The 20,501-nt window shown below is 73.4% G+C and carries 17 protein-coding genes; 13 read left to right on the forward strand and 4 right to left on the reverse strand.

Annotated elements, in window-relative coordinates; genetic code table 11:
* Positions 1-31: 31 nt before the first annotated feature.
* The gene (locus ACFQTY_RS11635) at positions 32-2,608 is read left to right on the forward strand and encodes a VanW family protein (RefSeq protein WP_378100533.1); all 2,577 of its coding nucleotides are present in this window, start codon (positions 32-34) and stop codon (positions 2,606-2,608) included.
* A 28-nt stretch (positions 2,609-2,636) separates the two neighbouring features.
* Here the strand turns inward: ACFQTY_RS11635 and ACFQTY_RS11640 are convergent, their stop codons facing one another.
* The gene (locus tag ACFQTY_RS11640) at positions 2,637-2,882 is read right to left on the reverse strand and encodes a hypothetical protein (RefSeq protein ID WP_378100535.1); all 246 of its coding nucleotides are present in this window, start codon (positions 2,880-2,882) and stop codon (positions 2,637-2,639) included.
* A gap of 113 nt (positions 2,883-2,995) precedes the next feature.
* On the opposite strand from ACFQTY_RS11640, the gene fdxA reads away from it, so the two are divergent.
* The 3 genes from fdxA to ACFQTY_RS11655 all read left to right on the forward strand — a co-directional run bounded on the left by fdxA (position 2,996) and on the right by ACFQTY_RS11655 (position 5,964).
* Positions 2,996-3,322 carry a ferredoxin gene (gene fdxA / locus ACFQTY_RS11645; RefSeq protein ID WP_263731699.1) on the forward strand — a complete coding sequence of 109 codons (327 nt, stop codon included), beginning with the start codon at positions 2,996-2,998 and terminating at the stop codon, positions 3,320-3,322.
* A gap of 7 nt (positions 3,323-3,329) precedes the next feature.
* Positions 3,330-4,484 carry a succinyldiaminopimelate transaminase gene (gene dapC, locus ACFQTY_RS11650; protein WP_378100538.1) on the forward strand — a complete coding sequence of 385 codons (1,155 nt, stop codon included), beginning with the start codon at positions 3,330-3,332 and terminating at the stop codon, positions 4,482-4,484.
* A gap of 169 nt (positions 4,485-4,653) precedes the next feature.
* A complete protein-coding gene (locus ACFQTY_RS11655) occupies positions 4,654-5,964 on the forward strand; it encodes a citrate synthase (RefSeq protein WP_291763202.1) in 1,311 nt (436 codons plus the stop codon).
* A 106-nt stretch (positions 5,965-6,070) separates the two neighbouring features.
* On the opposite strand, the gene ACFQTY_RS11660 is transcribed toward ACFQTY_RS11655, so the two are convergent.
* The gene (locus ACFQTY_RS11660; protein ID WP_378100540.1) at positions 6,071-6,895 is read right to left on the reverse strand and encodes a hypothetical protein; all 825 of its coding nucleotides are present in this window, start codon (positions 6,893-6,895) and stop codon (positions 6,071-6,073) included.
* A 110-nt stretch (positions 6,896-7,005) separates the two neighbouring features.
* The gene (gene dapD, locus ACFQTY_RS11665) at positions 7,006-7,950 is read right to left on the reverse strand and encodes a 2,3,4,5-tetrahydropyridine-2,6-dicarboxylate N-succinyltransferase (protein ID WP_378100542.1); all 945 of its coding nucleotides are present in this window, start codon (positions 7,948-7,950) and stop codon (positions 7,006-7,008) included.
* Between the two features lie 151 nt (positions 7,951-8,101).
* Between dapD and ACFQTY_RS11670 the strand changes: the two genes are divergently transcribed.
* The 9 genes from ACFQTY_RS11670 to ACFQTY_RS11710 all read left to right on the forward strand — a co-directional run bounded on the left by ACFQTY_RS11670 (position 8,102) and on the right by ACFQTY_RS11710 (position 19,661).
* Positions 8,102-9,580, forward strand: a complete 1,479-nt coding sequence (locus ACFQTY_RS11670; RefSeq protein WP_378100544.1) for a glutamate synthase subunit beta — start codon at positions 8,102-8,104, stop codon at positions 9,578-9,580.
* Between the two features lie 352 nt (positions 9,581-9,932).
* Positions 9,933-11,648 carry a glycosyltransferase gene (locus ACFQTY_RS11675; RefSeq protein WP_378100546.1) on the forward strand — a complete coding sequence of 572 codons (1,716 nt, stop codon included), beginning with the start codon at positions 9,933-9,935 and terminating at the stop codon, positions 11,646-11,648.
* Positions 11,645-12,373 (forward strand): HlyD family efflux transporter periplasmic adaptor subunit, encoded by a 729-nt coding sequence (locus ACFQTY_RS11680; RefSeq protein WP_291763192.1) that lies wholly within the window; start codon positions 11,645-11,647, stop codon positions 12,371-12,373. Before ACFQTY_RS11675 ends, ACFQTY_RS11680 begins: the two co-directional genes overlap by 4 nt.
* Positions 12,370-14,460, forward strand: a complete 2,091-nt coding sequence (locus ACFQTY_RS11685) for a glycosyl hydrolase (RefSeq protein WP_378100549.1) — start codon at positions 12,370-12,372, stop codon at positions 14,458-14,460. Before ACFQTY_RS11680 ends, ACFQTY_RS11685 begins: the two co-directional genes overlap by 4 nt.
* A 46-nt stretch (positions 14,461-14,506) precedes the next feature.
* Positions 14,507-15,592 carry a succinyl-diaminopimelate desuccinylase gene (gene dapE, locus ACFQTY_RS11690; protein ID WP_378100551.1) on the forward strand — a complete coding sequence of 362 codons (1,086 nt, stop codon included), beginning with the start codon at positions 14,507-14,509 and terminating at the stop codon, positions 15,590-15,592.
* 42 nt (positions 15,593-15,634) lie between these two features.
* Positions 15,635-16,552: a TIGR00730 family Rossman fold protein gene (locus ACFQTY_RS11695; protein ID WP_378100553.1), complete on the forward strand. Its 918-nt coding sequence runs from the start codon at positions 15,635-15,637 to the stop codon at positions 16,550-16,552.
* Positions 16,553-16,556: 4 nt separating this feature from the next.
* Positions 16,557-17,795 (forward strand): hypothetical protein, encoded by a 1,239-nt coding sequence (locus ACFQTY_RS11700; RefSeq protein WP_378100555.1) that lies wholly within the window; start codon positions 16,557-16,559, stop codon positions 17,793-17,795.
* 106 nt (positions 17,796-17,901) lie between these two features.
* Positions 17,902-18,069, forward strand: a complete 168-nt coding sequence (locus ACFQTY_RS11705; protein ID WP_263731687.1) for a DUF3117 domain-containing protein — start codon at positions 17,902-17,904, stop codon at positions 18,067-18,069.
* A 14-nt stretch (positions 18,070-18,083) separates the two neighbouring features.
* Complete coding sequence (locus ACFQTY_RS11710) at positions 18,084-19,661, forward strand: leucyl aminopeptidase family protein (protein ID WP_378100557.1); 1,578 nt, start codon at positions 18,084-18,086, stop codon at positions 19,659-19,661.
* 19 nt (positions 19,662-19,680) lie between these two features.
* On the opposite strand, the gene ACFQTY_RS11715 is transcribed toward ACFQTY_RS11710, so the two are convergent.
* The gene (locus tag ACFQTY_RS11715; protein WP_378100733.1) at positions 19,681-20,313 is read right to left on the reverse strand and encodes an O-methyltransferase; all 633 of its coding nucleotides are present in this window, start codon (positions 20,311-20,313) and stop codon (positions 19,681-19,683) included.
* Positions 20,314-20,501: the final 188 nt, after the last annotated feature.

A 20,501-nucleotide genomic window follows, 5' to 3' on the forward strand; every position in this document is an offset into this window, starting at 1 on the left:
GGAGAGCAGCCCCGCCACCCAGGGGGAGTGCATGACGAACGGGACCGACAGCGACTCCGTACCGGTCGCCGATCCCACGCCGGGCGGTGACGGTGACGGCACCCGCTGGCCCACCTGGTCCGACATCAGCCGGCTGCACCACATCCCCTCGGCGCACCAGGGTGGCGACGGCCCGAGCACGCCGCGGGACGAGGCGGAGGCGACCCCGGTCGCCGAGGCCTCGGAGCAGGCGCCGGAGGACGCCCCGGAGGCGCGGGACGTCGTCGAGGGGACCGAACCACCCGACCGGATCCCCGGATCGGCGCCGGCCGAGACGGTGGCCCCCGCTGAGAACGTGCCACCCGCCGAGACGGTGACCGGCGGCGACGTCGAGCAGGCCGGCACCGCGGCGGAGACCCGGATCGCGAACGAGCCCGCGCAGGCGTCCGACGGCGCCTCCGCCCTGGCGGTCCCGCCGAGCACGCCCGACGGCCCTGTCGCCCCCCACGCTGTGGCCCCCGACGCCGCGGTTGACGCCGACGCGCCGATCGCCCCTGACGCCCCGGTTGCCGCCGACCGACCGGTTGCCCAGGACGCCCCGGTTGCCGACGGCACACCTGAGCCGGTCACCGGTCCCCGCGATCCGACGGTCGAGACGGCCTCCGGTGGCTCGCCGGCCCCCGTCGATGCGCCTGTCCACGCCCCTGCCGACGCGCCGGAGGTCCCCACGACCGCCGCCGAGCCGGACGTCGTGGCCCCGGCCGTCCCTGGGGAGCCCACGGCTGCCACGGCGATGCCCTCGCGGACCAGCGCCTTCCCGGCGACCGCGGCCGGCGGCTCGTCGTCCCCGCACGTCCGCGCCGGCGCCGTCCCGGTCGTGAACCGAGAGACCTCCGTGCTCGACGACTTCGAGCCGGACGACGGCCGCCGTCGCTGGCCGCGCCAGCTGGCCGTCGTGCTCGGCATCGTCGTCGTGCTCGTCGGGGCGTACGCCGGTGCCTGCTACACGCTCGGCCACCGGGTGCCGCGCGGGGCCACGGTCGCCGGGGTGGACATCGGCGGCCTGACCGAGGCCGCGGCGGTGGACCGGCTCACGGGTCGCCTCGGCCCGGCGACCAGCGGCGCACTGGCTGTCGCGGCGGGGAGCCAGCAGTCGCAGCTGGACCCTGCCCGCGCGGGTCTGACGTTCGACGCCGCAGCGACGGTCCGGCGGCTGGTCGGCGTCGACCTGCTGCAGCCGGTCCGCCTCTGGGACCAGGTGGTCGGGGTGGGCGCCCAGCCCGCCGTCACCGCGGTCGACGCGGGCGCCCTGCACTCGGTGGTCCAGCAGCTGGCCGACTCCCTGCAGGTCGCTCCCGTCAACGGTTCGATCGTCTTCGCCGACGGCACCGCCCACGCCACCCCGGCGCAGGACGGCACCGACCTGGACGTCCCGGGCGCCGAGAAGACGATCCGGGACGGCTGGCTGGTCGGCGCACGACCTCTCGTGCTGCCGACCAGGTCGGTCGCACCGGACATCACCCAGGCCGAGACGGACGCGGCGCTCACCGAGGTCGCGCAGCGCGTCGCCGGTGCACCCGTGACGGTGACCGTCGCGGACCGGACGGTCAGCCTGCCCGCGAGCACCCTGGTCGCCAACGCGTCGTTCGTCGCCCAGGACGGCAAGCTCGTGCTGCAGCTGAACGGCCCCAACCTGGTCGCCGCCGTGCTGGCGCAGACCCCGGGGCTGGTGACGCCGGCGTCGGACGCCCGCTTCGACTTCCAGAACGACGCCCCCGTGCTCGTCCCGGGGACGCCCGGCACGACGATCGACCCCAACGCCGTCGCGGCGGCGGTCGCCACGGCTGCGTCGTCCCCGACCCAGCGCACCGCCACCGTGTCGCTGGTGCCGTCGGACCCGGCGCAGAGCACGGCGGCGCTGCAGGCCCTCGGCATCAAGGAGATCGTCTCCGAGTTCGCGACGCCGCTGACCAGCGAGCCCCACCGCACGGTGAACATCACCGTCGGCGCGAGCAAGATCAACGGCGTCCTGGTGCGGCCCGGCGACACGTTCAGCCTCGGGACCGCGCTGAGCCCCATCGACGCCGCGCACGGCTACATCGACGCCGGCGCGATCGTCGACGGCGACCACGTCCAGGCCCTGGGCGGTGGCTTGTCGCAGATCTCGACGACCACCTACAACGCCGCCTTCTTCGCGGGGTTCGAGGACGTGGCGCACACCCCGCACTCGGAGTGGTTCACGCGGTACCCGGAGGGTCGCGAGGCGACGATCTTCGTGCCGACGCTGGACATGAAGTGGAAGAACAACACGCCGTACGGCGCCCTCATCCAGGCCTGGGTGGCGGACAACCAGGTGCACGTGCGGATCTGGGGCACCAAGTACTGGACCGTCACGTCCACGACCAGCCCCCGGTCCAACGTGCACGCCCCGACGACGGTCTACTCCCAGTCGCCGGCGTGCACGCCCCAGTCGGCGGGGAACCCGGGGTTCACCGTGACCGTGACGCGGCAGCTGTCGCTGAACGGTGAGGTGAAGCAGTCGACGTCCCGGACCACGACGTACAAGCCGCAGGACACGATCATCTGCGGTCCTGCGCCGGGCGGGGCCTCACCGAGCCCGACGTCCTGACGCCGGGCGCCCGGACGGCAGCCTGGCGCTAGAGGGAGCGCGGCCGGCGACGCGTCGGTGCGGGCGGCACCACCTTGGTCAGCGCGATCGCCCGGGCCGGGACGTGCACGTCACCGCGGCGGGTGCGGACCAGCACGCCCTCGTCGTCGACCTCCAGCAGGTCGCCCAGCACGTCCGTGTACCGCGGCTCGCCGGGCCCGGGGCTGTCGTCGCGCAGCCGGCGCACCACCACGCGGATGCCCGGAGCCCACTCCCGCCAGCCGTCGCGGGTCACGCGGCGTCCCCGTCATGTGGACCGTGACCGGCCGGCAGGGGCATGTGAGCGATACTAGGCACGACTGATCCGGCGCCGGCACCCCGCCTGTCGCGCACCCGTGGAGGAGCACCGTGACGTACGTCATCGCCGAGCCCTGTGTCGACGTCAAGGACAAGGCGTGCATCGACGAGTGTCCTGTCGACTGCATCTACGAGGGGCGTCGTTCGCTCTACATCCACCCCGACGAGTGCGTGGACTGCGGTGCGTGCGAGCCGGTGTGCCCGGTCGAGGCGATCTACTACGAGGACGACGTCCCGGAGCAGTGGGCCACGTACTACCAGGCCAACGTCGAGTTCTTCGACGACCTGGGCTCGCCGGGCGGTGCCGCCAAGATGGGCCAGATCGACAAGGACCACCCGATCATCGCCACGCTCCCGCTGCGCATCAACGGCGAGTGACGTCCCCGTGGGACTGCTGACCGGCACCCTCCCGGACTTCCCCTGGGACACGCTGGCACCGGCAGCCGCCCGTGCCGCTGCGCACCCCGGCGGCATCGTCGACCTGTCCGTCGGCACACCGGTCGACCCGACGCCGGCCCTCGTGCGCGAGGCCCTCGCTGCGGCGGCCGACTCACCGGGGTACCCGACGACCCATGGCACCGGCGAGCTGCGCGAGGCGGTGTCGCGGTGGTTCGCCCGGCGCCGGCACGTGCCGCACCTCGACCCCGCGGCGGTGCTGCCGACCGTCGGGTCCAAGGAGCTGGTGGCGCTGCTGCCGTCCCTCCTCGGGCTCGGCCCGGGCGACGTGGTGCTGCACCCGGCGGTGGCGTACCCGACGTACGACGTCGGCGCCCGGCTGGCCGGTGCGACCCCGGAGCCGTGCGCCGACCCGGCCGCCCGGCTGGCCGCGGACGGCGTAGGGGCCGTGCGGCTCGTCTGGCTCAACTCGCCGGGCAACCCGGACGGCTCGGTGCTCGGCGTCTCCGAGCTGCGTGCCGTGGTGGCAGCCGCACGGGAGGCGTCGGCCCGGCACGGGAAACCGGTCGTCATCGCGTCCGACGAGTGCTACGCCGAGCTGGCGTGGGACGCGCCCTGGGACGCCGAGGGTGTGCCGAGCCTGCTCGACCCGCGGGTGTGCGACGGCGACCACTCCGGTCTGCTGGCCGCCTACTCGCTCTCCAAGCAGTCGAACCTGGCGGGCTACCGGGCGGCGTTCGTCGCCGGTGACCTCGCACTGGTGACGGCGCTGCTAGAGGTCCGTAAGCACGCGGGCCTGATCGTGCCCGGGCCGGTACAGGCGGCGATGACCGTGGCGCTGGACGACGACGCGCACGTGGCGGAGCAACGCGCTCGCTACGCACGTCGACGCCGGGTGCTGCGGGCGGCGCTGGAGGAGGCCGGGTACGCGGTGGACCGTTCGGCGGCAGGTCTGTACCTGTGGACCCGTCCGGCGGCCGGTGCGCAGGACTCGTGGGCGACCGTGGACGACCTGGCCGGCCTGGGCATCTTGGTGGCGCCCGGTGCGTTCTACGGGAGGGCGGGAAGCGGCCACGTGCGCATCGCTCTGACGGCGTCGGACGAGCGCATCGGCGAGGCCGCGGCTCGTCTGACAGGGGCATGACGGACCGTGTGAGTCGCGTCACACATGGGACGAACGTCCGCCGGACGTTGGTCGTGTGACGAATTCGGCGGGTACTGTCACGCCACATCCTGCGGGGCCCTCACCACTGGCCCCGCCCGCTGAGGTACGCGACGATGCGGCTCATCCGGCCGGTGCAGGAAGGACGAACATGACGGAGACCCTCTCGGCGCCCACGCAGGCGCCGGTCCAGCTGGTGGTGGACGGCCAGGCCCGTGACCTGCCGATCGTCACCGCGACCGAGGGCAACGACGGCATCGTCGTCTCCTCGCTGCTGCGCGACACCGGCCTGGTGACCGTCGACCCGGGCTTCATGAACACCGCGTCGTGCGAGTCGAAGATCACCTACATCGACGGCGACGCCGGCATCCTGCGCTACCGCGGCTACCCGATCGACCAGCTCGCGGAGAGCTCCAGCTTCCTCGAGGTGGCGTACCTGCTGATCCACGGGGAGCTGCCGTCGCCGAGCGAGCTCGACGGCTTCGTCGAGCGCGTGAACCGGCACACGCTGGTGCACGAGGACTTCCGCACCTTCATGGGGACGTTCCCGCGCGGTGCGCACCCGATGGCCGTGATGGCCTCGGCGGTCAACGCCCTGTCGACCTTCTACCCCGAGTCGCTGGACCCGTTCGACCCCGAGGCGGTCGAGCTGGCCACCGTGCTGATCCTCGCGAAGACCCGCACCATCACGTCGTACGTGTACCGGGCGTCCAAGGGTGAGCCGCTGCTGTACCCCGACTACTCGCGGGGCTACGTCGAGGACTTCCTCCGCATGGCGTTCGCGGTGCCGTACCAGCAGTGGGCGCCGAACCCGGTCGCCGTGAAGGCGCTCGACAAGCTGCTGATCCTGCACGCCGACCACGAGCAGAACTGCTCCACGTCGACCGTGCGGATCGTCGGCTCGAGCCACGCCAACGTGTACGCGTCGGTCGCGGCGGGCATCAACGCGCTGTCCGGCCCGCTGCACGGCGGCGCCAACGAGGCCGTGCTCAAGATGCTCGTGGAGATCCAGAAGAACGGTGGCGACGCCACCTCGTTCATGCGGCGGGTCAAGGACAAGGAGGCCGGCGTCCGGCTGATGGGCTTCGGGCACCGCGTCTACAAGAACTACGACCCGCGTGCGGCGATCGTGAAGCAGAGCGCGCACGACGTGCTGCAGGCGCTCGGCACGCAGGACGAGCTGCTGGACATCGCGCTCCGTCTGGAGGAGATCGCGCTCTCCGACGACTACTTCATCTCGCGCAAGCTGTACCCGAACGTGGACTTCTACACCGGCCTGATCTACAAGGCGATGGGGTTCACCGAGGACATGTTCACGCCGCTGTTCGCCCTGGGACGCATGCCCGGGTGGATCGCGCAGTGGCGGGAGATGATGAACGACCCGCAGACGAAGATCGGGCGGCCTCGGCAGATCTACACGGGTGCCGTCGAGCGGGACTACGTGCCGGTCGAGCAGCGCTGACCGGGGCGCCGGTCGCCGCACCGGTCGCACCGCGGCGCGCCGCACGTCTGGGGGCGCGGGTTCCGCTGCGGGCCTGGGCCCGGGGTCGGCGGGACCGCGACGGCCGTCAGGTGGCGAGCGTCAGCCGCACCTGACCGGGCGGCAGCGCGCCGGTGGTGGTCGGGTGCCAGCCGTCGGTGCCGCGCTTCCACACCTGGTCGGCGACGGCCACCTGGTCGACACCGACGGTCCACGCCGCCGCGACCGCCCACTGGGCGGTCGCCCACCCCGCGCGTGCCGCGTCACCGGCGACCAGCGGCGTGGCGTCGACCGCCACGACCGGCGCCGGAGCCGCGGTGTGCCCCGAGCCCGGAGCCGGTGCGGCGGGGACGACGGTTCCGGTCAGGCCGAGGTCCCGGGCCGCCCGGCCCAGCACTGCGTCGGTGGTCCCTGGCGTCCCCGCCGGCCGCAGCGTGCAGCTCAGGGCGGCCCGTGACCATCCGGTCAGCGAGGAGGCCCATGCCCGGGACCGGTCCTCGTGCACCGCGTACGCGTCGGGGAGGGCCGAGCGCTGCACGGCCTGGGCCGCCTCGGTGATCGGCAGGTTCTGGTAGTCGGGCACCTTCACCAGCCGGTCGTAGAACGTCCCGGTCGCGTAGACGGGGTCCATCACCTGGGCGGCGGTGCCCCAGCCCTGGGAGGGGCGCTGCTGGAAGAGCCCGAGCGAGTCCCGGTCGCCGTGGTCGAGGTTGATCAGGCCGGACTCCTGCAACGCCGTCGCCAGGGCGATCGTCGCCGCACGTGCGGGGAGCCCACGACGGACCGCCACCGCGGCGATCACGGCGGCGTTGTCGGACTGCTGCGGGCTCAGCCTCGCCGTCACGCCGTTGACCTCGGCGACACAGCTCTCCGCGACGGGTGGTCGGGGTGCCGCGTGGTCGAGCAGCGTCACGACGCCGGCCACCGCGGCGGCGACGAGCAGCAGCGACCCGACGACCGTGGCGAGGACGCGCCGCCCCCGCCGACGTCGCGGAGATCGACGCCCGGGGCGTCGGCCTGGCATCAGTTGGCGTGCAACGCCGCGTTGAGCTGCACGCCCACCCCGGTGCGCCGCACGGCCTCGACGGCCCCGGTGCGGGAGTTGCGACGGAACAGCACGCCGTCCGCACCGGACAGCTCGCGCGCCTTGACGACCTGCTGGCCGGGCTCGTCGTCGAACCCGACCAGCGTCACCTTGGTGCCCGCCGTGACGTAGAGCCCGGCCTCCACCACGCAGTCGTCGCCGAGCCGGATGCCGAGACCGGCGTTCGCGCCGAGCAGCGTCCGCCGCCCGATCGACACCCGCTCACGGCCACCGCCGGAGAGGGTGCCCATGATCGACGCGCCACCGCCGACGTCCGAGCCGTCGTCCACGACGACGCCCTGCGAGATGCGGCCCTCGACCATGGAGACGCCGAGAGTGCCGGCGTTGTAGTTGACGAAGCCCTCGTGCATCACGGTGGTGCCGGGTGCGAGGTGCGCGCCCAGCCGCACGCGGTCCGCATCGGCGATCCGGACCCCGTCGGGGACGACGTAGTCGACCATCCGGGGAAACTTGTCCACGCCCAGGACCGTCACCGCACCGCGGGCGCGCAGGCGCAGGCGCGTGCGCTCGAAACCCTCGACGGCGCACGGGCCCGCCGAGGTCCAGACCACCGTGGGGAGCACGCCGAAGACGCCGTCGAGGTTCTGCTCGTTGGGCCGGACCAGGCGGTGCGAGAGCAGGTGCAGCCGCAGGTAGGCGTCGGCGCAGTCGGCGGGTGCGGCGTCGAGGTCGATCGACGTGGTCACCGCGACGACCGTCACGCCGCGCAGCGGGTCGTGGCCCGTCGCGGCCGCCAGCTCGGCGGGTGGCTCGGGATCGGCGGGCGGTGCGCCGAGCGCAGGCGCCGGGTACCAGACGTCCAGGGTGGTGCCGTCGTCGGCGACCGTGGCGAGGCCGTGGCCCCAGGCGGTACGGGAGGACATGGCCGCCAGCCTAGGGCCGGGACCTAGGCCCGTTCGGCGGGCGTCCGGACAGTGTCTAGGGTGTGCTCGGCACGGGTGCCTGCCCGGTTCCGTGCCCCGGGCCGCCAGCTCCCCCGAAAGGGGCCCTGGCCTGCATCGAAGGGCAAGTGACGTGGCTGATCCCCGAGGGTTCCTCACCGTGCGGCAGCGAGCTCTGCCCGCGGACCGGCCCGTCGACGTCCGCATCCTGGACTGGCGCGAGATCCATGCGCACCGCGCAGGGGACCGGGACGCGCTCGCCACGCTGCACCAGCAGGCCGGCAGGTGCATGGACTGCGGCATCCCGTTCTGCCACAACGGCTGCCCTCTGGGGAACTTGGTCCCGGAGTGGAACGACCTGGTGTGGCGCGACCAGTGGCCCGAAGCGACGGACCGGCTGCTGGCCACCAACAACTTCCCGGAGTTCACCGGTCGGCTCTGCCCGGCACCCTGCGAGACGGCCTGCGTGCTCGGCATCAACCAGCCGCCCGTCACCATCAAGAACGTCGAGGTCTCCATCATCGAGGAGGCCTACTCCCGCGGCCTGGTCACGCCGCAGGTGCCGCGCTGGTACACCGGCCACACGGTCGCGGTGATCGGCTCGGGACCCGCAGGCCTCGCCGCCGCCCAGCAGCTGACCCGGGCCGGTCACACCGTGGCGGTGTACGAGCGGGCGGACAAGCCGGGCGGTCTGCTCCGCTACGGCATCCCCGAGTTCAAGATGGAGAAGGACGTCATCGACCGTCGCTTGGCGCTGATGCGCGAGGAGGGCACCCGGTTCCACTCGGGCGTCGAGGTCGGCACCGACGTGTCCGGGGTGGAGCTGCGCGCCCGGTACGACGCGGTGGTCCTCGCGGTCGGCTCGACCGTTCCGAGGGACCTCGACGTGCCCGGCCGCCAGGTGAGTGGCGTGCTGCAGGCGATGGAGTACCTGCCCCCGGCCAACCGGGCGGCGCTCGGCGAGGACGTGCCGGGTCAGGTGACCGCGACGGGCAAGGACGTCGTGGTGATCGGGGGCGGCGACACGGGTGCGGACTGCCTGGGCACCGCGATCCGGCAGGGTGCCCGCTCGGTGACGCAGCTGGAGATCATGCCGCGGCCGCCGCAGGACCGGTCCGCCGGCCAGCCTTGGCCGACGTACCCGAACGTGTTCCGCGTCGCGAGCGCCCACGAGGAGGGCGGCGAGCGCGTCTACGCGGTCAGCACCCAGGAGGTGCTGGCGGACGGCCAGGGCGCGGTGCGTGCGCTGCGGCTGGTGGACGTCGAGCTGGTGGACGGACGGATCGCCCCGGTGCCGGGCACGGAGCGCGACCTGCCGGCCCAGCTGGTGCTCCTGGCGATGGGCTTCACCGGGCCGGAGCAGAGCCCGCTGCTGGAGCAGCTCGGCGTGACGCTGACGGGCCGCGGCACGCTGGCACGCGACGACGAGTTCGCGACGGACGTGCCCGGGGTGTTCGTCGCCGGGGACGCCGGCCGTGGCCAGTCGCTGATCGTGTGGGCCATCGCCGAGGGCCGTGCGGCGGCCCGCGCCGTGGACGCGTACCTGTCGGGGACCGGCACCAGCGAGCTGCCGGCGCCGATCCGGGCCAGCACCGCGAGCCTGCGCCTCTGAGCCGTGGTCAAGGGCCGTCGGTCTCCGGCGTCCCACATCGTGAGAACCAGCGGCCTCGCACGACGTCGTGCCGGCGCCGAATCTGGACGCCTGTCCATGCAGGTCAGACGCCTGATACGTCCGTTCTGACCGTTCTTTCGTGACGTGTTTCACGTCGTCTCGGGTAGACATGCCCGGTTTGCCGCCCCAGGGTCGAGACACGCAAGTGCGGGCGCTGCAGGGCCATCCAGGTCCCAGCGAGACGGTCCTCGGAGCCTTCGAGGGCAGGTCGTCCGCCGACCGGCGCCGATGACGCCGCCCATCCGCGAAGGAGTCTCTCCTTCGCGCCCTGGACGACGACGATGGAGGACCGGTGACCACGACCTTCGGGCGGCTGATGAGCGAGCCGCGCGCGACGGACGAGCCGTACGAGGTTCCTGCCCCGAGCGCCGAGAACGACGCGGCACGGAGCCCGTCGCTGGTGCTGCTCGTGCTGGCGGCCGCGGCAGGCGTCGTCCTGTACGCCGTCTTCCTGCTGAACCCGTCCAACCGGGGCGACTGGCTGCCGTACGTGATGGTGATGGCGGCCGAGGCGGTGCTCGTCGTGCACGCCCTGCTGGCGATGTGGACGATCCTCGCCGGTGGCGACAACCCGCGGAACTTCGCCTTCCACCACGCGCAGGACCGGCTCTACGAGATGGCCGAGATCCTGCGCGACCGTGCGGAGGACACCCCGTGGGCATGGCGGATGTTCCTCAAGGACCGCGTGGTGGACGTCGACGTCTTCGTCACCACCTACGGCGAGGACCTGTCGACCATCCGTCGCACGGTCAGTGCGGCGATGGCGATGCAGGGCGCGCACGTCGTCTGGGTGCTCGACGACGGTGACGACGACGACGTCCGCGACCTCGCAGCCGAGCTGGGCGCCCGCTACGTGCGCCGGCTCGCCCACACCGGCGCCAAGGCCGGGAACATCAACCACGCGCTGTCGCTGAGCAAGGCCGAGCTGTTCGCGATCTTCGACGCCGACTTCGTGCCGGACCCGTCGTTCCTGCACGAGACGGTCCCCTTCTTCGCGGAGGACGACGTCGCGTTCGTCCAGACCCCGCAGGTGTACGGCAACCTCGACTCGATCATCTCCCGGGGCGCCGGCTACATGCAGTCGGTCTTCTACCGCTTCATCCAGCCGGGCCGGAACCGGTTCAACGCCGCGTTCTGCGTGGGCACCAACGTCGTGTTCCGCCGCGCCGCGATCGACTCCGTGGGAGGCATGTACGCCGACTCGAAGTCCGAGGACGTGTGGACCTCGCTGCGCCTGCACGAGCGCGGGTGGCGGTCCGTCTACATCCCCACGGCGCTCGCCGTCGGCGACACCCCCGAGACCGTCGAGGCGTACACCAAGCAGCAGCTGCGGTGGGCGACGGGCGGCTTCGAGATCATGCTGCAGCGCTGGCCGTGGCGGCGCGGTCGCGGCCTGACGGTGGACCAGAAGGTCCAGTACACCGTCACCGCGACGCACTACCTGACGGGCATCGCACCGGCGCTCCTGCTGCTGGTGCCGCCGCTGCAGATCTACTTCGACATGACGCCGATGAACCTGCACCTGACGCCCCTGACGTGGGCGTTGTACTACGCGGGCTTCTACGTGCTGCAGGTGCTGCTGGCCTTCTACACCCTCGGCTCGTTCCGCTGGGAGGTGCTGCTGCTGGCCTCCGTGTCCTTCCCGATCTACCTGCGGGCCCTGGTCAACGCGCTGCTGCGTCGCGAGCAGGTGTGGCACGTCACGGGCAAGAAGGGCGCGTACCGCTCGCCCTTCGCCTTCATCCAGCCGCAGGTGCTGATGTTCGTGCTGCTCGCGGTCACCACGGTCGTCGGCGTCTGGAAGGACGTCAGCAACGGCTACCCGAGCCTGGCGCTCGCCTGGAACATCACCAACACCCTGATCCTCGGTGGCTTCCTCGTCACCGCCCTGCGCGAGGCGCGCCGCGCCCGTCGCGCCGCCCGGCTCGCCCGCCGCAGCGGTCGCCGTGCCGTCCGCGCCGCCGCGCAGCAGGACCCCGACCTGATCCTCACCGGAGGTGCCGCATGACCTGGGCTTCCCGCCTGCGACTCCTGTTCGGCGTCGTGCTCGTCCTCGTCCTGGCCGCACTGGCCACCTACAAGCTCAACGAGAACCGCGGGCGTGCCACGAGCACGTCGGCGCAGATCGTCGGTCAGGAGATCGCCGTCGGCGCTCCGTACGCCGGCATCGTGCTGGACCGGCCCGTGAAGGTCGGCGACCAGGTGCACAAGGGGGACACCCTGTTCACCATCGACTCCGCGACGCTGTCGCAGGCCCGTGCGCAGGGCGCCGGTCAGGTGCCCGACGCGACCGTCGTGGACAAGGCGGGCCACCTGGTGGTGCAGGCCGCCGAGGACGGCACGGTGACGCAGCTCCAGGCCCAGCCCGGCAGCTTCGTCCAGGCCGGCGGCCAGCTGGGCACGGTGCAGCGCGCCGGCAGCCTGACCGTGGAGGCGCAGTACACGCTCACCCCCAAGGAGTACGCGCGGGTCAGCAAGCAGGAGCCGGTGACCATCGTGCTGCCGGACCAGCGTACGGTCGTCGGCTCCGTGGACCAGGTGCGCGTGACCACGGTCAACGGCAAGGCGCAGGCGGTGGTCGACGTGACGAGCCCGGGCCTGGCGTCCGGCGCCGGTGACGGGATGGTGACGGCCGGGACCCCGGTCGTCGCCCAGCTCCAGCTGCGCAACGACGGGGTGGTGACCACGGTCGCCGACAAGGTCCGCACCTACGTCCAGGGGCTGATCGGTTGAGCCGCCGCGTCGTCGTCGTCGTCAGCTCCGTCGCCGCCGTCGTGCTGATGGCCGCCATCGCCCTCGGCCTGTCGTCCTGGGGCCCGCGCGGCGCTCGGCTCGGTGCGGCGTCGTCCTCCGGCGAGTCCTCGGGCCCGGTCCAGGGGCCGGCCGACGCGCCGGTGCCCCAGGTGGACACCGCTGCCCTGGTGAAGGGGGTGCCGCACGCGACCGTCGCGCAGGGCGTGACGGCCCCGCGGCTTGCTCCCGGCCTGGTGCCGCCGTCCAACCGGTGGTACTCCGGGCTCGTCTTCGGCGCCCAGCCGCAGCCGGTGTTCCCGCTCCCGTTGTCGTTCGCCCTGGCGGGCGGCGGCTTCCAGCTCGGCGCGCCCAAGCCGGTGGCCACCGCGAAGACGATCGCCGGTCCGCACGTCGCGGCCGTGACGGTCGACGTGGGTGCCGCGTCGTCCCAGGTGATCGCCGCCGACCCGGTGAGCGTGACGGTCGCGCTGCTGGACTCCAGCGGCGGCCGGCTGGGGCACGTCGCGCTGGCCGAGGGGTCGCCGTTCGCGTCGTTCACCGCCGACCGCGCGGTCTCGTTCGGTGCCGGCGCCGGCTTCGCGGCGGGTGACGGTCCCGCGCCGACCGTCACCGTCGGTGACACCACCTGGGCGCTGGTCGTGCCGGGCGGCGCCCTGCACGGCTCGTCGGTCTCGCTGCAGCCCGGTCAGACGGCGACGTGGTACCCCCTGCCGCGCGGCGCGTCCGCGCAGGCCGCGACCGAGCTCGCCAGCGCCGCCGCCGACCCGGTCACCGGTGTCGACGTCTCCTACGGCGTCGGCGACCAGGTGGCCCGCACCACTCTGACCTACCGCACGGCGAAGAGCACGCCCTCGGCCTACGTCCTGATGCCCCACCAGCGCACCGGCACCCAGCCGGCGCGCACGGGCTGCGACCTCGGCACCTACCCGAGCATCTACGGCGACCTCACGCTGTGCCGCGGCTCGGTGCTGACGGCGTACGCACCGCTCGCGACGCCGTCCGGCTCCCTCGACCTGTCGCACCTGGCCGCCGACCAGAAGGCGGCGATCGCCACGCAGGTGCGCGCCGACGTCGCCTCCACCGGCGCCTTCGCCTCCGACACCTACTTCGGCGGCAAGAACCTGTACCGCGCCGCGACGCTCGTCGTCCTCGGCGAGCAGGTCGGTGCCAAGGATGCGGTGGCGGACCTGCGCACCCGCACCGAGAAGGCGATCCAGGAGTGGGCGGACCCCAAGGGCTGCACCACCAGGGACGCGCGGTGCTTCGTGTACGACGACTCCGTCCGCTCGGTGATCGGCAAGACGCCGTCCTTCGGCTCCGACCAGCTGAACGACCACCACTTCCACTACGGCTACCTGCTGTCGGCAGCCGGGCTGCTCGCGAAGGGCGACCCGGGCCTCGCGGACAAACTGCGGCCCGTGCTCGACCTGGTGGCGCAGGACATCGCGGCGGCGAAGCCCAGCGACCAGCTCCCGCAGCTGCGCGTCTTCGACCCCTACACGGGCCACTCGTGGGCGTCGGGCACCTCACCCTTCGCGGACGGGAACAACCAGGAGTCCGGCTCCGAGGCGGTGAACGCCTGGAACGGTCTCGGCCTGTGGGCCGCGGCGAGCGGCCAGGACGCGCTCGGGACGGAGGCCACCTGGCTGATGTCCACGGAGGCCGCCTCGGTCCGCGCGTACTGGACGGCTCCCGACCTGTCGGCGTTCAGCGGGTTCCAGCACAAGGTGGTCGCCATGAACTGGGGCGGCAAGCGCGACTACGCCACGTGGTTCAGCCCGGAGCCCGGCGCGATGCTCGGCATCCAGCTGATCCCGATGAACCCGGCGTCCGGCTGGCTGGCCCAGGGCGTCGACCCGGCGCGGATCACTGCCGCGGTCGACGAGGCGGCGCCGAACGGGTACGGCGTGCAGTTCGGCGACTACCTGCTCATGTACCGGTCGATGGCCGGCGGCAAGGAGGCGGCCGCCGCCTGGACCGCCGCCCAGCAGCTGCCGGACACGTCGATCGACAACGGCGACTCGAAGGCCTACCTGCTGGCGTTCATCGCGGCGCACTCCCGCTGACCGGGGCCGCCGCGGTACCACCGCCGGGAGTGGCTAGGGTCGCCCCGTGACCGACCTCGATCTCACGGCGGACCTGCTCACGCTGACCCGCGCCCTCTGCGACGTCCCGTCGGTCAGCGGCGAGGAGGGGGCTCTGGCCGACCTCGTCGAACGGGCGCTGCGGGCGCAGCCGCACCTCGAGGTGCTCCGGGACGGCGACACCGTGGTGGCGCGCACGCGGCTGGGCCGGCCGCGGCGCGTCGCCGTCGCCGGGCACCTGGACACCGTGCCGATCGCGGACAACGTCCCGAGCCACGTCGAGGGCTCCGGCGCCGACGCGGTGCTCTGGGGCCGCGGCACCGTGGACATGAAGGCGGGGGTCGCCGTCCAGCTCGCGCTCGCCGCCGAGCTCTCGGCACCGGTGCACGACGTCACGTGGGTCTTCTACGACCACGAGGAGGTCGCCGCCGACCTGAACGGTCTGGGCCGGGTCGCCGCAGCGCACCCGGACTGGCTGGCGGCGGACTTCGCGATCCTCGGCGAACCCACGGCGGGCGGCGTCGAGGGCGGCTGCAACGGCACGCTGCGGGTCGAGGTCGTCGTCCCGGGTGTCGCCGCCCACTCCGCCCGCGCCTGGATGGGGGTGAACGCTATCCATCGCGCCGGTGAGCTGCTCCGGCGCCTCGAGGCGTACCAGCCCGCCACCGTGACGGTCGACGGGCTGGAGTACAAGGAGGGCCTCAACGCCGTCCTCGTCTCCGGCGGCACGGCCGCCAACGTCATCCCGGACCGGTGCGTCGTCACGGTGAACTACCGGTTCGCCCCCACGCGCTCGGTGGCCGAGGCGGAGGCGCACGTGCGCGACGTGATGGCCGGCTACGACGTCATCGTCGTGGACGCCGCTGCGGGAGCGTTGCCGGGGCTCGACGAGCCGGCCGCCCGCGACTTCACGGCCGCCGTGCTCGGCGCGACGGGCCGCGCGCCGGTGGCGAAGCTCGGCTGGACGGACGTCGCCCGCTTCAGCGCGCTCGGGGTGCCGGCGGTGAACTTCGGCCCCGGCGACCCGCTGCTCGCGCACGCGCGCGACGAGCGTTGCCCGGTGGCCCAGATCGAGCAGGTGCACGCCGCGCTGCGGGCGTGGCTCGTCGGCTGACCCGCCAGGTCGCTCCAGGGTCGCGGCCCTAGAGTGCCCCCCATGGACGAGCAGCAGGGCGAGGACCGCGGCGCACGCGGCTCCTCGCAGGCAGGACGGTCTGAGGCGGACCAGGGCGCCGACGGGCACGAGGTCGCACGCTCGGGCGACGGGCGCCGCCGCAAGGACATCACCGAGTACCGCCGGGGCCCCGTGCTGCTGCGCGGTCCGCAGATCCCTTCCACCACGTCCGACCAGCGCCTGCTGACCAGGGGTGACCGCGTCAGCTGGCTGCACGACGACCCCTGGCGGGTGATGCGGATCCAGAGCGAGTTCGTCGAGGGCTTCGGGGCGCTGGCCGAGGTCGGGCCCGCGGTGAGCGTGTTCGGCTCGGCGCGGATCCGCAAGGGCCGGCCGGAGTACGAGCTGGCGCGCCGCGTGGCGGCGAGCCTGGCGCGCGCCGGCTACGCGGTGATCACCGGCGGTGGTCCGGGCGTGATGGAGGCCGCCAACAAGGGCGCTGCGCAGGCCGGCGGGCTGTCCGTGGGGCTCGGCATCGAGCTGCCCTTCGAGCAGGGCATGAACAAGTGGGTCGACCTCGGCGTCAACTTCCGGTACTTCTTCGCCCGCAAGACGATGTTCGTCAAGTACGCCGAGGGGTTCGTGGTGCTGCCGGGCGGGTTCGGCACCCTGGACGAGCTGTTCGAGGCGCTGACCCTGGTGCAGACGCACAAGGTCGTCGGGTTCCCCATCGTGCTGATGGGCACCGACTACTGGGGCGGCCTGCTCGACTGGATCCGCAGCACCGTCACCGACCGCGGCATGGTCGGGCCGTCGGACGCCGACCTGCTGCGGCTGACGGACGACCCCGACGAGGCGGTCGAGATCGTCGTGCGCCGCGGGGCCGAGCTGAGGGCGCAGGAGGAGGCCGCCGTGCGCGGGGAGGCTGACGCCACGTCCACCCCGAGCACCGGCTGGTAGCGGCGTGGTGCTCGAACCGTCGCCGTCGCTCCGGCGCGCCCGGACGGACCCGCGCAGCTGGCCCTGGTGGGGTCAGGTCCTCGCACTGTTCGGGCTGACCCGGCTGTTCACCGCGGCGGTGTTCGTCTGGGTGGCGCGGCTGCAGCTGCCGAACCTCTGGACGCCCGGGCACCCGTCGTACTGGAAGTTCGTCGGCCTGATGTTCGACGGGTCCTGGTACCGGCAGATCGCCGAGCACGGCTACCCGGCCACGCTGCCGCACGGCGTGGACGGTCTGGTGCAGCAGAACGCGTGGGCCTTCTTCCCGCTGTACCCCGCACTCGTGCGCGCGGTGATGACGGTGACCCGCCTGCCGTGGGAGGTGGCCGCCCCGGTGGTCTCCACGCTGCTGGGCGCCGGCGCCGTCCTCCTCGTCCACCGCTGCGTCGTCCTCGGCGCGCCCCGTGCGGTCGCCGCGTGGCCGGCGCTGCCGCTGGCGACCGTCGCCCTGGTCTGCGTCTTCCCGACGTCGCCGGTGCTCCAGGCCGGCTACACCGAGTCGCTCGCCCTGCTGCTGGTCGCGGGCTCGCTGTACCTGCTGATGCGACGGCGCTACGGCGCGGCGGCGCTGGTCGTGGTGGCGTTGGGCTTCGCCCGCGCCGTCGCCCTGCCGATGGCCGTCGTCGTCGCGGTGCACGCGCTCGTGCGGTGGCGCGACGCCCGCCGGGGGAGCGAGGTGTTCCCGCTGCGCGACGTGCTGCGCGTCGCGGCCCTCGGTGCGGTCGCGGTGGTGTCCGGCTTCGCGTGGCCGCTCATCTGCGGCTGGATGACCGGGGTCCCGAACGCGTACCTGCTCACCCAGGAGTCGTGGAGGGGCGTGCGCACCACCACGCCGTTCTACGGCTGGACCTACGTGCCGCAGTTCTGGTTCGGGCCTTGGGCGGCCCTCGTCGTGGTCGCGGGGTTCGGTCTCACCATCGCGCTGCTCGTCGCTCCCGCGGCCTGGCGGCTCGGCAACGAGCTGCACACCTGGTCCGCGGCGTACATCGGGTACATCGTCGCGGTGATCGAGCCGGGGAGCAGCCTCGCCCGCTTCCTCCTGCTGGCGTTCCCCATGGGTGCGGTCACCGCGGGGCTGGTCACCCGCCCGGAACGTGCCCGGCGGATCGCGTTCTGGGCCGTGCTGGCCCTCATGGTGGGCCTGCAGGTGCTGTGGATCCGCACGATGTGGCTGTTCAACCCGCACGGCGACTGGCCACCGTGACGGTGCGAGGGCCGGTCGGAAGGGGCGGGTGACCTAGGATGGGACCCGGACAACCGCCTCCCTGCGCAGGGAGGCCGGGTCACACCAGCCGAAGGAGAGGCCCCGCATGGCCGCGATGAAGCCGAGGACCGGCGACGGACCGCTGGAGGTCACCAAGGAGGGTCGTGGCATCGTCATGCGCGTCCCGCTCGAGGGCGGCGGCCGTCTGGTGGTCGAGCTCAACGCGACCGAGGCGGCGGAGCTGGGACAGGCTCTGACGTCGGTCGCCGGCTGAGGCCGGCCGGCGGGATGGCGCCGTCGGCACGTCGTCGCACACCTCCGACGGTCACGCTGTCGGGCAGCGCGCTCGCGGACAGCCCGCTGCTCACGGACGGCTCTCTCGACGCCGTCGCCGTGCCGGTCGCACCGGGTCGCGAGGGTGACGAGGGGTTGGCCGCGGGCTCCGGGACCGCGCAGGCCGCGGCTCGGTACGGCATCGACCTGGCGGAGCTGGCGGAGCGCTCCGGCCTGACCGGCGCAGCCGGGGAGTCCTCCGTCGTGCAGCTGCCACGGCCGGTCGGCTCGGCCGTCGCCCTGCCGTGGACGGACCTTCCCCCGCGGATCGTCCTCGTCGGGGTCGGGCAGGGCTCGGACACCGACCTGCGCCGGGCCGGCGCGGCGCTGGCCCGTGCGTCCCGCGGCTGGCGCGCGGTCGCGACCACCCTCGGTGACGACGACCACGCCGCGTCGTCGGACGTGGCGCGCAGGACCCGGGCGCTCGTCGAGGGCTACCTCCTCGCCGCGTACGCCCAGCCGAGCGGTGCGCACAAGGACACCGCCAAGGCCGCCGCCGAGCTGGTGCTGCTGGGCCGCGACGGCGGTCGGGTCGGTGCGGCCGTAGTCGCCGCGCGCACGGCCGCCTCGGCGACGTGGCTGGTGCGGGACCTGGCCAACACGCCGTCCGGGGTGAAGAACCCGGCGTGGGTGGCCGACCAGGCGCGTCGGCTGGCCACGCGCGCCGGCGTGAGCGTGGAGGTGCTGGGCCCCCGCGAGCTGGCCGCCCAGGGGTTCGGTGGCATCCTCGCGGTCGGCGGCGGCTCCGCCTCGACCCCCCGGCTGGTGGTCGCGAGGTACACGCCTCCGCAGCCGGCCGCGCACCACGTCGTGGTGGTCGGCAAGGGCATCACGTACGACACCGGTGGGCTGTCGATCAAGCCGCGCGAGTCGATGGTGCCGATGAAGACCGACATGGCGGGTGCCGCCGTCGCGCTCGCCACGGTGCTCGGCGCCGCGCACAGCGGCTCGGTGCACCGTGTCACGGCGGTGCTCCCGCTCGCGGAGAACCAGGTCGGCGCCGCCTCCTACCGGCCGGACGACGTGGTGCGGCTGTACGGCGGCACCACGGTCGAGGTGCAGAACACCGACGCCGAGGGCCGCATGGTCCTCGCCGACGCCCTCGCCTACGCCGACGCGGTGCTCGACCCGGACGTGCTCATCGACGTCGCCACCCTCACGGGCGCGGCGACGCTCGGCCTCGGCCGCGGCCACGCGGCTCTCTACGGGACGGACGACGACCTCGTGCGGGCGCTGACCGCCGCCGGCCAGGCGACCGGTGAGCTCGCGTGGCCGATGCCCCTGTCGGCGGAGTACCAGGACTCGCTCCGCTCCGACGTCGCGGACGTGCGCCAGACCGCGCGGGACAAGCACATGGGCGGCGGCTCGGTGTTCGCGGCCCTGTTCCTGCAGCGCTTCGTCGGCACGCGCCGGTGGGCGCACCTGGACGTCGCCGGCACCGCACGGGCCACCGCCGACGCCCACGAGGTGACGGCCGGGGCCACGGGCTACGGCGCTCGCCTGCTGCTGCAGTACCTGGCCGACCTCAGCTGACCGGCCGTCGGACGCCGCGTCAGCGGCGGACGGCCACCAGCAGCCCGTCACCGCTGGGCAGCAGCGTCGAGATCAGCCGAGCGTCGTCGCGGACCGTGCGACCGACCTCGCGGACGACCGTCGTCGTCTCGTCGCGACGTGCCGGGTCGGCCACGCGGTCGTGCCACAGCGCGTTGTCCACGGCGAGCACGCCGCCGGACCGCAGCAGGCGCACGGCCTGCTCGACGTAGGCGGGGTAGGACACCTTGTCCGCGTCCACCAGGACGAGGTCGTACGCACCGTCCGTCAGCCGGGGCAGCACGTCGAGCGCCCGCCCGGAGATGGTGCGCGTACGGGTGGGCCGCACACCCTCCTCCGCGAACGCCTCCTTGGCGGCGCGCTGGTTCTCCACCTCGACGTCGATCGTGGTGAGCACGCCGTCCGCGGGCATGCCGCGCAGCAGGTAGAGGGCGCTGACACCGGCGCCCGTGCCGATCTCCACCACCGCACGGGCGCGGCTGGCAGCCGCGAGCACCTGCAGCGCGGCGCCGGTGCCCGGCAGCACCGGGGTGCAGCCGAGCTGGTCGGCGCGCTCGCGGGCACGGCGCAGCACGTCGTCCTCGGGGACGAACTCCTCGCAGTAGACCCAGCTCTGGGCCTTGTCGGTGGGGATGGTGACCTCCTGATGGCGTTTCCGCGGGTCAGCGTATCGGTGCTGCGTCCAGGGCCGGCGGAGGCGGAACCGATCGGCCGCTCAGGACGTTGCGCAGTGGTGGGAAGCCGCTCGGCCCTGGGAGGATCGTCGGACGACCCACGAGACGACAACACCCGGCCGTCGACGTCGAACGGGCCACCCGCCCG

The sequence above is a fragment of the Cellulomonas sp. T2.31MG-18 genome, assembly GCF_964266755.1.
Lineage (GTDB): Bacteria > Actinomycetota > Actinomycetes > Actinomycetales > Cellulomonadaceae > Cellulomonas.

Excerpts from the sequence above, each read along its gene's own strand:
- ACFQTY_RS11635 (WP_378100533.1), top strand. The coding sequence starts at position 32 with ATGACGAACGGGACCGACAGCGACTCCGTACCGGTCGCCGATCCCACG.
- dapD (WP_378100542.1), bottom strand. The coding sequence starts at position 7,950 with ATGTCCTCCCGTACCGCCTGGGGCCACGGCCTCGCCACGGTCGCCGAC.
- ACFQTY_RS11695 (WP_378100553.1), top strand. The coding sequence starts at position 15,635 with ATGGACGAGCAGCAGGGCGAGGACCGCGGCGCACGCGGCTCCTCGCAG.
- ACFQTY_RS11705 (WP_263731687.1), top strand. The coding sequence starts at position 17,902 with ATGGCCGCGATGAAGCCGAGGACCGGCGACGGACCGCTGGAGGTCACC.
- ACFQTY_RS11680 (WP_291763192.1), top strand. The coding sequence starts at position 11,645 with ATGACCTGGGCTTCCCGCCTGCGACTCCTGTTCGGCGTCGTGCTCGTC.
- ACFQTY_RS11710 (WP_378100557.1), top strand. The coding sequence starts at position 18,084 with ATGGCGCCGTCGGCACGTCGTCGCACACCTCCGACGGTCACGCTGTCG.
- ACFQTY_RS11655 (WP_291763202.1), top strand. The coding sequence starts at position 4,654 with ATGACGGAGACCCTCTCGGCGCCCACGCAGGCGCCGGTCCAGCTGGTG.